This is a genomic window from Alteromonas sp. KS69, assembly GCF_003989595.1.
Lineage (GTDB): Bacteria > Pseudomonadota > Gammaproteobacteria > Enterobacterales > Alteromonadaceae > Alteromonas > Alteromonas naphthalenivorans.
This window is the reverse complement of record NZ_PYHU01000005.1, coordinates 386,392-399,957: the sequence shown is the minus strand read 5'-3', so window position 1 is coordinate 399,957 and position 13,566 is coordinate 386,392. Positions and strand designations below refer to the sequence as shown.

Here is a 13,566-nt window from a genome sequence, read left to right as displayed (position 1 = left end):
TTATGCGTATATCGACGAGTCAAGTTTACGACCAAAGCATTCGCTCCATTATGGAAAACCAAGAAAATTTGGTTAAAACGCAAGAGCAGTTAGCGACGGGTAAGCGGATCATTACGCCGGCAGACGATCCTGTGGGCGCTGCAAAGGTACTGCGCTTGACCGAAGAGCTTGATGGGCTGACGCAATTTCAACGAAATAATGATTTGGTAACAGGCTCTTTAGAACAGCAAGAAGCAGTGCTAACGAATATTACTAATTCGATTAACCGTGCTAGAACATTAGTCGTTCAAGCAGGCTCGGGTATTCTTGATGACCCTGACAAACGCGCTATCGGGGCTGAGTTAGAACAAATTAAGTTGGAAATATTCGACTTAATGAATACGCAAGATGCCGATGGCAATTACATGTATGCAGGTTATCAATCTGCGAACCAAGCCTTTACCTACAACCCCGCATCATCAGGAAATGCCATTACATTTTCAGGTGATGCAGGTGTAAGTTTTATTCAGTTATCGTCTAGCTCAAAGATACAATCTACCAGCAACGGTTATGAAGTTTTTGAGAACGTACTATCCCGTTTTGATTTCTCAGTAACCGGCAGTACAGTAGCCGATTTACAAAACACAGTGGTAAAAGAACAAGGTACGTTTGATACCTTTTTCAATAAGAATTATGACCCAGTGACCAGTGCTAATAATGACTATCAAGTGGAGTTTTTAGCATCGGGAGAAGCACAGTTAACTAATACAGGCACAGGTGCAGTTGTGGGAACGGTTGGCTACACTTCCGGTAGCCCATTTACTATCAAGGGTATGCAGTTTGAAGCGAGTGCTGCCGTTGGCGATACCATTAATTTTTCTTTGGATGCGCCTGAGAAAAAGAGTATGGCTCAATCGCTTCATGAAATTCAAACCATACTTATGGATAGCACCATTGATGATAGTGCGCTGCAAGAAGCCATTGCCGACTCATTAGTTGGGTTAGATAATGGGTTAGAAAAAATATCTCTAGAACGCGCCTCTATAGGTAGCCGTCTAAATATCGCTGAATCGACTTACGAAAGTAACCTTGATATGGAAATTGCAGCAAAGGCATCCCGTTCATCAATCCAAGATGTTGATTATGCAGAGGCCTCTACGGAATTTGCCAAACAAGAAACGGCACTCAATGCGGCATTGGCTACTTTTCCGCAAGTGTCTAATTTATCCCTGTTTAACTTCATTTAATAGGCTATTCATCCCTGACAATGTAGCAAGATATACTCGGGTTTGGTTATCGATATGATCTGAGTAATAAGAGACATACAGCGTGTCGTCTTGCCATACTAACCCCGGGTAACTATTGTCTCCTTTACTCGGTAAGGTCATCAGAAGTTTCAGCGAATAGTCAGTTGATGAAAGTAACCAAATTGCCGTTGTCAGACTTTTACCATCCCAGTTTCTGCCTGCTACCACATACGTATTTTCGGTAAGTGATAACATAACCGGCCCTCCAACGTACTGTTTCAAATCGTGCCATTTCCAATTGGTATAGGGCGGAGATGAGACACCTAGTTTGGCGCTGAAACTATCAGCATCTCGGCGTACAATCGCCGTTGCTTTATCAGTATCATCAAACAATATATGACTTTCATTTGGGTAGCCAAATGAGTGCTTCTCAAAAGAAATAGCGCCTTTCTTTTGAAGGTAAAGTTGTTTGCGTGGGTTGCCTACATACAAATCAATTCTTTGACTTTTGCGGTTATAGGCAAAACCATAAGCTTTGTCCTTGTTCCATGTGATGCGCCAAAGCCACCAACCGGAATGCCCAAAAAAATGAGGTGTTGACCAAGAATCTCCCGTGGTAGAAAAGTAACTCACCATTTTAGTAGTTACCGCGCCCGTATTTGCGTCTTTGTGCTTAGCGTAGGCTGTGATGATTAACTTTCGTCCATCAAAACAAAATTTTGGATCGCGTAAATCCCAAGAGGGTAGTGCCAGTCGCTGGTAAGTTTTCGCCCCTGAATCAATATTCTCTTTGCAGACAATTACAACGCCATCTGGGCTTATATGGTTCAAGGCTCGTCGATAGCAGCACAGTAGTGATTTGCGACTATTGTCGAAGGGATTTTCGATTAAATCAGTAAACGCGCAGTGCTCACCTTCCGATGAAATTCGCTCAACCGCGTTAATCTTCAAATTTATATTCACGCTAATACCCTTTTAAAAACCGTCTGTTATGTAATTTTAAACGGCAATTTTATACCGCACTACGGCAATTTTTGTAAATAATTCTAAAGGGAACTGCTGTTATGTCGATACAAACACTGAGAGAGCCAGTTCATCATTACCCCTCAGGTATTGGTGACTATTAAAATTGTAATAGCCGGATCCCCGGCAGCCAGCTCACGCTGGACTGAGAGTGTAGGAGAGACTTTATGTCTATGTTCGTCAATACCAATGTTTCCTCATTGAATGCTCAGCGTCAATTATTTGATGTAAGCAATTCTTTGGGTACGTCTTTTGAGCGTCTGTCTTCGGGTTTCCGTATAAACAGTGCTGCAGATGACGCCGCAGGTCTACAAATCACCGACCGAATGACTTCACAAGTTCAAGGTCTTAACCAAGCGGTACGTAACGCTAACGATGCGATCTCACTATCGCAAACTGCTGAAGGTGCGTTGTCTGAAACGACGACTTCTCTTCAACGTATTCGTACACTAGCAATTCAATCACAGAACGGTATCAACAGCTCTGCTGACCGTGTAGCACTTCAAAAAGAAGTATCTGCATTAAGAACTGAAATATCGCGTATTTCAACAACGACTCAGTTCGCTGGTGTAAATATATTGTCAGGTGACTTCTCTGCCAAGTTCTTGGTAGGTGCAAACGCTGGTCAAACGATTTCTGTAAACCTCTCATCGCAACCATTGGCAAATGCTGGTGTTAACGGTTTCAGTGCGACTGGCTTGGGAATTACAGGTGGCACCAATAACGTACTTACCAGTGAAAACGCATCAAGCATGCTAGCTAGTGTAGATACGGCTATTTCAGCGGTAGGTGGCCTTCGTGCTGACCTAGGTGCGCTTCAAAACCGTTTCCAGTCTACTATTCGTAACTTAAGTAACATCTCTGAAAACGTATCTGCGGCACGTTCGCAAATCAAAGATACTGATTTTGCCACAGAGACTGCTAACTTGACCCGTAACCAGATTCTACAGCAGGCGAGCACTACCGTGTTGTCTCAGGCGAATCAGCGTCCACAGGCGGCACTACAGCTTCTAGGTTAATACTCTAGTTGATAATAGTGAGAGAATGGGGCCAGGAGGTAGTGAACCTTTAACCTCAGTTGTTCCACAGTGATTTAATTTCAAAAAGGCCGATTTTTTAATCGGCCTTTTTTTATTTCAGCGAATTAAGTTATTGAACTAAATAGGTTTATCAAAAAGATCAAAAAAACCTAAAGTAAATGGATAACCGGTACGATAACTATAACAAAGGGAAGGTAAACATTACTTCCTCTCTTTAAGACCTATAACAATTAATAAAAGTAATACGTTTATGGTGTTTTAAAGAGTGTTAATTGACTGCTAGGTTTTAGTTATTGTCAGGAGATCAATAGCTTAAAATCATAAAAATTATTTTCATAAAGTTCTAAAGGAAATAGTGAGGTAAGTCGATAAAGAGTTAAGTTTGCTGATTGGGCTGCTGACTGGCGAGAATGAAGCCAGGAGGTAGTGAGAGGTTTGAGGTCTGGAACAACAAACCCGACAGTCAGCAAAAGAGAAGTTTCCTTCTCTGTGTAACAAGCTTCACCGGGAGTGACCCGCTAAAGCGTCAGAATAAAATCCTGACAATTATGTGAAGCACAAGATATGCCAAAATATTTAATTAACTCGCGCAAATAATAAAATCAATAGCGCAAAACTTAAACTGTTAGGAGACCTCTCATGAGTCTATTTGTAAATACTAATGTGTCATCGCTTAATGCGCAGCGCCAGTTGTTTTCAACAGGCAATAACTTAGATACTGCATTTGAACGTTTATCATCTGGTTTTAGAATTAACAGCGCCGCTGATGATGCTGCAGGTCTGCAAATTACTGACCGTATGACCTCGCAAGTTCAAGGCCTAAACCAAGCGGTACGTAATGCAAACGATGCGATTTCATTATCGCAAACTGCTGAAGGCGCAATGCAAGAAACAACGACTGCCTTACAACGAATTCGTACCCTTGCCATCCAATCGCAAAATGGTATTAACTCTTCTGCGGATAGACTTGCGCTTCAAAAAGAAGTGTCGGCACTTCGTACTGAAATTTCACGTATTGCTACCACAACACAGTTTGCTGGCGTAGACGTGCTATCTGGCGCATTTTCAGCTCGCTTCTTAGTTGGCGCCAACGCAGGACAAACCATATCTGTTAACTTGTCGACACAAGCATTGGGCCGCGCAGGCATTGACGGCTTTAGTGCAACAGGTTTGGGGATCACTGGTGGAATTAATGACGTATTAACAGAAACGAATGCATCGGCACTACTTGGGTCAGTGGATAATGCGATATCTGCAATAGGTGGTCTTCGCGCAGACTTGGGTGCGCTTCAAAACCGCTTCCAGTCAACAATCAGAAACTTAAGTAATATTTCTGAGAACGTATCAGCGGCAAGATCACGAATTAAAGATACAGATTTTGCCACCGAAACGGCAGAGTTGAGCCGTAACCAGATTCTTCAACAAGCAAGTACAACTATCCTTGCCCAGGCAAACCAACGTCCACAAGCGGCATTGTCACTACTAGGGTAAGAAGTAAATAAGGCGTTTTAATTGGGAAGGAGTTGAGAGGCCATCCCCTAATGAAGGAATGGCGGCCATTTAAGGCCGCCCCCTTTGATAAAGCGCCGACTAACAGGACTGAGAGTGTAGAAGTGTTGGTTGAGAGGCCAGTTTATCCTACTAAAACCCTGCCAGCCGACTGAAACAGTATTTGCTCAATCTCCTAACGTGAGCAGATTGGCCGAGATTTAATGTCTCGGCCTTTTTTTTATTCTAAGCCGAAACACCCTGCCAAACTAAAATCATTAACTTGAGCAAAATTAATGATTCACAAATACAAATGCACCTTCCATGCCAAGTGTATTCATTTAATATGTCAAACCTACGAATCATTGTTAAACCTAACGATGCCGCATTACCTTCAAAATAAATGTTGTCAGCCAAAATGTGAATCGATTTATCACTAATTGATTAGCATCTGTGTCTATTTAATGGCTAAAAAGACAAAAAGACTTAAAAATAAAAAGATAATTAATTTTTATAAATCAATAGCTTAAATATTCTTTGAATTTATTTGAAAAAAAAATCAAAAAAAATCAAAAAAAAACTAAAGAAGCTAAAGACTTGGCCGATACCTATTGTTGAGGGGTAATGTAATTTACTTTGCAAGAGGAAGTTAGTCGGGAGTAGTGACCCAGCTAATTTGAACTGGAAGGGTTTGATGATAGCACAGGCATCATTGAATCCCTAGGAGGTAATCTAATGTCTTTATTTGTAAATACTAATGTGTCATCAATTAACGCTCAACGTCAGCTTTTTGACGTAAGTGATAAATTGAACACGTCATTTGAGAGATTGTCATCGGGGTTTCGTATCAACAGTGCGGCTGATGATGCTGCTGGTCTTCAAATTTCTGACCGTCTAACGTCCCAAGTTGAAGGTTTGAACCAAGCTGTTCGTAACGCTAACGATGCTATCTCATTATCACAGACTGCTGAAGGTGCGCTAAGCGAAGTAACGTCTAGCTTACAGCGTATTCGTCAATTAGCAGTTCAATCACAAAATGGAATTAACTCTTCAGCTGACCGCTTAGCACTTCAAAAAGAAGTGTCGGCGCTTAGAACTGAAATTTCACGCATTGCGACAGATACGCAGTTCGGAAGTGTAAATTTATTGGATGGAAATTTTTCTGCATCTTTCTTAGTGGGTGCAAACGCGGGCCAAACTATCTCTGTTAATTTATCAAGCGGTAATTTAGGTTCTATCAATGGATTTAGTGCGACTGGATTGGGCATTACTACTAACAGTGTTGCCACAGCTGATGGTGCGTCTTCGCTTCTATCTGACGTAGACGCTGCAATATCAGGTATTGGGGCGGTTCGAGCTGACCTGGGTGCGCTTCAAAACCGTTTCCAATCAACTATTCGTAACCTAAGCAATATCAGTGAGAACTTGTCATCTGCACGTTCTCAGATTCGTGATACAGATTTTGCATCTGAAACTGCAGATCTGACACGTAATCAGATTATTCAGCAGGCATCTATTTCTGTACTAAGTCAAGCAAACCAGCGCCCTCAAACTGCGCTATCTTTGCTTGGATAAGCTATAATTTAATACCTTAGTTGGAATGTAACGGGTGCTTGCTTACTTGCAAGGGCCCGTTTTGTCGTTTCAAAAGGGGGGTGAAATAAGTGGAAATTGTAAATAATCAAACTGGTCAGGCTTTTGCATTAGCTTCTGAGTCAGCACCTGTGTCTAAAGTAGCACCAAACGAGAGCTCAGCGAAAGCGAGCAACGACAGCGAAAACAATAGTGCTGGCCAACAGCAAGCGAACAGTAGTCAAACCAATTCTGCACTAAAAAATGATGTATCTAGTGTACAAAATTTGCCTCAAGGTTCTAATGCTCCGGCCGATAAAGAGTCTGGAATAGAGAATCAAGCTTCGCTAGAGAATGCAGTTCAAGAGGTAGAATCATTCTTGCAAACGCAAAATAGGAATTTGGCGTTTTCTATTGATGACGAAACTAAGCGCTCGGTTGTTACGGTAAAAGATTCTGAGTCTGGTGATGTAATAAGACAAATACCCTCTGAAGAAGTATTAGCGCTTGCTGAACGTATTCAAGATTTGCAGCAAGACGTTGGCGACAGTGTAGGGGTATTTATTAACAATCGCGTCTAGCAACCGTGTTTAACGAGGTAAAGTATGACAATTCAATCATTAGGGGTAGGTTCAGGTTTAGCACTTGACGACCTAGTTCAACAGCTTCTTACTGCTGAACGTCAGCCGAAAGAAGATCGGTTGAATGCAAAAGAAGAACAGATTGAAGCGGAAATCTCAGGCTTAGGTCAGATCAAATCCAAATTTTCTGATTTTAAAGATGCGGTTGATGATCTACGAAGCGATAACGACATTAACGGTCGTGAACCTACGATTACTAATCCTTCTGAAGACGATGATGTACTGTCTGCAGAAGCATCTAATTCGGCCCTTCGTGGCTCGTACGATATTGTGGTTGAGCAATTAGCCCAAGGCAGCCGAATTACTACCGACGATGGTGCGTTTACCGCCAGTTCTGATCCCGTTTTAACGTCGGGAACAGGCTCACTTACGTTTGATGTAGGCGGAAGCGACAGCTTCACGATTGATATTACTGCTGGTACCTCTTTAACCGCGCTCAGAGAAAAAATTAATAACGCAGATGATAACTTCGGTGTAACTGCCAACATTATCGATACCGGCACAGCTGCCGGCCCTCGTTTAGTATTTAGTTCTAGCGAAACGGGTACAGGCAACGATTTGGTGATTACTAATGATAATGGTAACGCGGAGTTAGATAGGCTTTCCACCACTGGTGGTGCAGGTAGCATCGACCCTGCGAACATCGAATCTGCACAAAATGCGATTGCCTATATAGACGGTATCGCGGTTGAAAGTGAATCGAATGAGTTTGAAAATACGATTCAAAACGTGTCTTTTGAAGTTAACGAAATTTCGCCCAAAGACGCTGTTGGCGATTTCCTTTCTACAAAATTAGAGATTGGTTACGACAAAGAAGGCCTCGATAAAAAAATTCGTGATTTCGTAGACAACTATAATAGTTTGATTGACGAAATAGGCGTACTAACAAAATACGGTGAGTCAGAGTTAGAAGATGATGGTGCATTGGCGGGTGATTCGCTACTTCGTGGCATTCAATCAGGCTTAGCCAGCATTGTGGGTGATAGTAACAGCGCATCTGCACTTGGAGGCTTGTTCCAATTAGGTATTGAATTTGATGACGATGGTAAATTAGAAATCGGGACCACTGATTATGGATTGGGGTCAGGTGAAGATCGTCTTGCTGATGCCCTTGAAGATAGCTTTGATGAAATAGCATCGCTATTTACTGATGACGATGAAGGTGTTGCGGTTAGACTTTATGAATTTGCTAATCAATATACCTCATACAGCGGTTTAATTAGCTTACGCGAAACTGCAGCGAAAGATGATAGAGATGATTTGTACGACGAGCGCGAGACGTTGGAACTGAGAATGCTTAGCTATGAAGAAATTCTTCGTGATAAGTATCTAAATTTAGATCAAACTGTCGCTCAGCTAAACCAGACTAGTTCAGCATTACTTGCCTCGCTAGGCTAAGAAGTTTTCGGAGATATTATGGCACTTAAAGGCATAAACGCTTACCGCAAAGGTAACTTAAAACAAGATATAGCATCTGCGGACCCGCATAAGCTGACTCTTATGCTGCTTCAAGGCGCATTAGATCGTATCGCCTACGCCAAAGGTGCAATGGAACGAAAAGAGTTAATTGTTAAAGCTGAGTATATTTCTAAAGCGAGTGCAATCATCATACACCTTCGAGATACGCTTGACGTAGAGGTTGGAGGTGAGGTCGCAGAAAACTTATTTGCACTTTATAACTACATGGTCGAGCGACTCGGTGATGCGCACGTCAATAATGACTTGAAAATGTTAGATGAAGTGTCTAGCCTAATAACTCCTATTCGTGACGCATGGGTGCAGATTCCTGAAGAAGCTAAACAGGAAGCTTACGAAACTCAACGTCAAAAACGTCAAGCTGTGTGAAGCATTCGATACTTAATCACAATAAAACCCCGCTTTTTCTTAAGGTAGTCAATTCCAAGTTGGCTGCCTGTCTCATGTTGAACGGTGAAGAGTTTTCTACAACTGATTTTCAAACACTCATTTCACTCCGCCACAAGGTCGTTACCCGCTTCTTATGCCGTCTTAACTCTGAAGAAAAAAAAGCATTCGCTAAAAAAGAAATATTTATCAATAAAAAGCTCGAAGAGCTGGCGCGTGGTTTGCTTGAGAATGCTAAAGACGACGCCGTCAAATTTTCGAGAGGCCGTACCGCCGTGAAGAAATATAAATAATCATGCTAGATCAAATTCAATTTCACGTTCATCAGGATGAAATACAGCAGCAAGCCATCGAGCACTCGCTAGCTCGAAATATCAAAGAGAATTACAGGCTAAGTCTTGGTGCATTTGAACGTATTATACCTACACTTGCGAAGCTTGCTAAAGAGAGTGAATCAAGAGTATCTACGCTTTTATGCAATAAATTTAGCGAGTTAAATATTGTAAATTATAACAGCGGGAAGGTGCTCTATGGGATGCACCCAAGATCGGATGTACTGCAACATTTAAAGCAATACACTTCAATTTCTCCATCGATAGACTTACCAAGCAATAACACGATCGAGACGACAGCATTGATCTGTTTCGGTCTAGGACTTGGGTATCATATTGAATATATTATCAACAAAGGTGAGCACAAGCACTTAGTCGTGTACGAGCCTAATATTGATTACTTTATTTGCTCTCTATCTAGCATTAATTGGAGAGATATCCTTAAGCAAGCGAAGGATAAAAACATCGCTTTATATCTTCAAATTGGTTCCGATGTGACCCATTTTTCAAAAGATATGATGGAGCTTTCGCATCACGTAGGAGTGAATAAGTTAGTTTTTTATAAGCATTTAAATTTAAATTTATTTAATAGCTTGGAAGCAAAGCTGAATTCAGGTGAGTGGAGCGAAGTAGAGCGTTGGCTACCGAATAGACAAACAAAATCACTAAACGAAAGCTATCTGCCTCTATGGGCACCTTTGCAGCCTCACTGTGAGTCTGATGACGCACTGCTGGATGAAAACAAAAAAAAGGCTAACCTAACAGCGCTAAAAAAGTACTTCCCCAATCTCTATGAAGAGTTTTCACATTACAGACCGCAAAATTGGCGACCTATTGTGGGCGCAGACGGTGCAGTAAGTGTTGTACATATAGAAACTGGCTCATTGTTCTCGAATTCCCCGAAGGATGATGCTGTAACCAGTTTTAGTGCTTTTACCAAAAAACCAAACAAAGATGGCTTACTACTGAGCTATAAAGGAAAAAAGCTAAAGGGTTATTTGCACTATCAGCTCGTTGAAGCCTGTAACGCAATGATTCAGAATATTACTGAAGTGCAGAGTACGCTCCCTGAAAAGGTGAAATCTCTCATTATGTTCGGTGTTGGCATCGGATACTCTGTAGAAGCATTAATGAAAAATCACGATACAGAGATGCTTTTCATTTGTGAACCCAACAAAGATTTTTTTTACGCGTCACTCTATGCTATCGACTGGTCTGAGATAATTCAGTCGTTCGACGAGGGTAAAAAACGTCTTTACCTCAATATTGGTGATGATGGCTCGAATTTAACTAACGACTTGCTTGTTCAATTTCAGTCGGTTGGCCCCTATGTACTTGCGAACACATTCTTTTATCAAGCTTACATCAACGAAAAACTAACGGATGCCGTTGCGCAGTTGCGCGAACAACTCCTTGTTATAATTGCAATGGGTGATTATTTTGACAACGCGAAGTATGGTATAGCACATACGCGTTGGGCTCTTGAAAGTAATATTCCCTTTCTACTATCAGATGAAAAGCGTCGACTGACGTCTAAATTTCTTGATGTGCCAGTATTTATCGTAGGTAATGGCCCTTCTTTAGACGATTTACTTGAAACGCTAAAAGCTGAATGTTCACGCGCAATTGTTATTTCTTGTGGAACAGCATTATACGCGCTTCACAAAAATGGAATAACACCAGATTTTCATGCAGAGATAGAAACAAACCGCTCAACGTTTGATTGGCTATCTCGCATTGATGATACCAACTATCTTCAAAGTATTACGCTATTAAGTTGCAATGGAATACACCCTGATTCTGCACGCTTATTTGGGAATACATTACTTGCATTTAAACAAGGCGAAGCTTCGACAGTTTCTTTTACTGAAGTATATAAAAAACACCCATTTAAACTACTTAATTTTTCTTATCCAACAGTGCTAAATTTTGCAGCCGATTTAGTTACTACGATAGGCTTTAAAGATGTTTACCTATTTGGTACAGACTTAGGTTTTGTAAGCGATGATTACCATCATTCCAAGTCGTCGGGTTACTATGATAATGAAGGTCAAGAGCTCTACAGCTACGCATCTAATCATCAGATATCACTCGTAGTAAAAGGTAACTTTAAGCCATGGGTGAAAACAAAATATGAATTTAAAGTTTCTAAAAACGTTTTAGAGCAGATATTTGCAAGTAAAAGCTCCTATATTTATAACTTGAGTAATGGTGCTCAGATTAAAGGCGCCGAAGCCCTTTTCGCTGATGACGTGCTCATAGTGTCTACAGCAGAACAAAAACAACAAGCCTTATCAAAGATCTCTAGCGATATTTTTTCGCCAGCCGAAAACGAGGTTTTACTTTCGAAGTTCGATGCTCGCTATGATTTGGAGTTTTTATTCGAAGAACTTACCGTTTTGGAAAAATTGTTGGCAAAACCTATTGTCGCTAAGTCCGATATTGAAGAGCTTGTTAGTGAGCAAAGAGAGTTCATCGTATCTTCTTTACTTCGTAATAAGAGCCTAGTTTTTTACTACTTGAATGGAACCTTTAATTACATTAACAGTATTTTTAGTAACCTACTCAATGTCATGGACGAAGAACTTGTTGTAGAAACTGGAAATAGTCTAAGAGAGACTTGGAAAGGGTTTGCAAGTGACTTTTTAACGCTCTTGGAATATTCTCAGTACGAGCTAGATGCTGTTTCTCCGCATACTAGCCTTAGAAGAAATAAAGTGTTAGCAGAGTTGTGGGACAAGACCCCCTTTTCTGTTCAGCACAGAAACCTTACTTTCGTACCAAAAACACGACTAACAGAACTCGCAACAAAAAATACTAATAATTCTTTACCGGTAGTCATTAATTGGGTAGAAAATGATGAACACTCTACTATTGATGCAGATAACACCTGCAACATAGTAAAGTTGAGAGATATAGACAGTATCGCTCCCCCAAGTAAGGGTATTACATTGCTGTCACTCGGTGAAATCAAAGATGACAAAGTACCCTATCAGAATAATTATCTCACCTTATTCGAAGCTGCTATGGTTGCAATGTCAAGTCGAATTAAGGGAGTGATATTTCTGCAAAAAGTTAGCTTCCATCCTTCGCTAGCACAAGATTATTTCGACAAGTTAATTACTCTTAGTCGTGGGTATTTTTGTTACGCAGGTCCTGACTTCCTTATATTGAACCGAACTACTTTGCAAAGTGACAAACTTCTGCTTCCAACCGGAGATCGCCTAGTTTTTATTCCAAGGCTAAAGAAAAATGATTTCAGGAAAGAATCAATATCTCAGGAAGAGTATATAGGCCGAGTAAAAGGAGTGGATAATTTGCTCGACACTCTATCGGAAGAATAAATGGAAGACAAAAAAGTCACCGCATTGCTTACGACGTACAACGCATCGAGCTGGGTAGAAAGCGCGATTGACTCGGTGTTAGCCCAGACACTTTTGAATTTTGACTTCCTCGTTATTGATGATGGTTCCACAGATAGCACAGTCCAAAAGATACAGCAGTATTCTGATTCAAGAATAATACTGATTACCCATGATGAGAACAAAGGCGTTGGATGTCGTTTGGATGAAGCACTTGATCTAGTCAAAACACCTTACATTGCGAAGGTTGACGCTGATGACATTAGTGTGCCGAACAGATTCGAGACACAACTTGAATTTATAGAGAAACATAATGCCGACATCATTAAATCTCATTTTAGCTATTTTTCTGATAATGAAGATGTTGCCGGCTCTTCACGTTTCACTTCATTTAAAAACGACAAAGAACGTGCAATTAATGGAATTGCGAGTCCTGACGATATAAATGTATTCTTACCGCAATGGCCCTGTTTTCCACATACTACATACTTCGCTAAAACCGATGTCATCAAAAGCGTACGCTATCCTCATCTAAGAATGTTTGAAGACTACGTTCTTTTTTTGAGATTGCATAAGCAAGGCGCTCGGTTCGATTGTGTAGAGAAAACGCTAGTTCATATGCGAGTAAGCGATACATCAACAACCGCAACGCTTTCGCAAAGGAACTTTGATGAAGGGCTTGCTGCTGTTATTAACGAAAAAATCGAACGTTTAACAACGTGTGTTAGCGGTAAAGAAGTTTATGTTTTCGGCTCGGGACAAATGGGGCGCTCATTTTGTAAGCACTCAAGTAAGATAAATATAGAGGTTAGCGGCTTTGTTGAGAGAGAAGAAAGTAATAGCTCTATAATGATCGATGTCGCGACGCATATTCCAGTACTATCTCTTAGTCATTTTTTATCGCGAAAAGCGAATAAAGTGTTGATCATAGCTGCGCAACCGGTGCGCGCTGAGATTACTGCTAAGTTAGCGTCCCTGAATATGAAAGAAGGTCTCGATTTTTTTATTTTAGCCTAATG

General features: G+C 41.0%; 11 protein-coding genes. 10 read left to right on the top strand and 1 reads right to left on the bottom strand.

The genetic code is table 11. The annotated features are described in order from the left end of the window. Nucleotides 1-2: 2 nt before the first annotated feature. Entirely contained in the window at nt 3-1,226 is a 1,224-nt protein-coding gene (gene flgL / locus C7Y69_RS05110) for a flagellar hook-associated protein FlgL (RefSeq protein WP_126872010.1), read from the top strand. Here the strand turns inward: flgL and C7Y69_RS05105 are convergent. Beyond that, entirely contained in the window at nt 1,203-2,189 is a 987-nt protein-coding gene (locus C7Y69_RS05105; protein ID WP_126872009.1) for a hypothetical protein, read from the bottom strand. The two genes, flgL and C7Y69_RS05105, sit on opposite strands and share 24 nt — an antisense overlap. Nucleotides 2,190-2,416: 227 nt before the next feature. Between C7Y69_RS05105 and C7Y69_RS05100 the strand changes: the two genes are divergently transcribed. The 9 genes from C7Y69_RS05100 to C7Y69_RS05060 all read left to right on the top strand — a co-directional run bounded on the left by C7Y69_RS05100 (nt 2,417) and on the right by C7Y69_RS05060 (nt 13,564). Continuing rightward, nucleotides 2,417-3,268 carry a flagellin gene (locus C7Y69_RS05100; RefSeq protein WP_126872008.1) on the top strand — a complete coding sequence of 284 codons (852 nt, stop codon included), beginning with the start codon at nt 2,417-2,419 and terminating at the stop codon, nt 3,266-3,268. Nucleotides 3,269-3,928: 660 nt separating this feature from the next. Beyond that, on the top strand, nt 3,929-4,780 hold the full coding sequence (locus C7Y69_RS05095; protein ID WP_126872007.1) for a flagellin: 852 nt from the start codon (nt 3,929-3,931) through the stop codon (nt 4,778-4,780). Between the two features lie 732 nt (nt 4,781-5,512). Beyond that, nucleotides 5,513-6,352: a flagellin gene (locus C7Y69_RS05090; protein WP_126872006.1), complete on the top strand. Its 840-nt coding sequence runs from the start codon at nt 5,513-5,515 to the stop codon at nt 6,350-6,352. Between the two features lie 89 nt (nt 6,353-6,441). Beyond that, the gene (locus C7Y69_RS05085) at nt 6,442-6,930 is read left to right on the top strand and encodes a flagellar protein FlaG (RefSeq protein ID WP_126872005.1); all 489 of its coding nucleotides are present in this window, start codon (nt 6,442-6,444) and stop codon (nt 6,928-6,930) included. 24 nt (nt 6,931-6,954) lie between these two features. Continuing rightward, the gene (gene fliD / locus C7Y69_RS05080; RefSeq protein ID WP_126872004.1) at nt 6,955-8,388 is read left to right on the top strand and encodes a flagellar filament capping protein FliD; all 1,434 of its coding nucleotides are present in this window, start codon (nt 6,955-6,957) and stop codon (nt 8,386-8,388) included. Between the two features lie 18 nt (nt 8,389-8,406). After that, nucleotides 8,407-8,835, top strand: a complete 429-nt coding sequence (gene fliS, locus C7Y69_RS05075; RefSeq protein WP_126872003.1) for a flagellar export chaperone FliS — start codon at nt 8,407-8,409, stop codon at nt 8,833-8,835. 74 nt (nt 8,836-8,909) lie between these two features. Next, nucleotides 8,910-9,146: a hypothetical protein gene (locus C7Y69_RS05070; protein ID WP_260563423.1), complete on the top strand. Its 237-nt coding sequence runs from the start codon at nt 8,910-8,912 to the stop codon at nt 9,144-9,146. A gap of 2 nt (nt 9,147-9,148) precedes the next feature. Then, the gene (locus tag C7Y69_RS05065) at nt 9,149-12,529 is read left to right on the top strand and encodes a 6-hydroxymethylpterin diphosphokinase MptE-like protein (protein ID WP_126872001.1); all 3,381 of its coding nucleotides are present in this window, start codon (nt 9,149-9,151) and stop codon (nt 12,527-12,529) included. Beyond that, a complete protein-coding gene (locus C7Y69_RS05060; protein ID WP_126872000.1) occupies nt 12,530-13,564 on the top strand; it encodes a glycosyltransferase family 2 protein in 1,035 nt (344 codons plus the stop codon). It begins immediately after the preceding gene. Nucleotides 13,565-13,566: the final 2 nt, after the last annotated feature.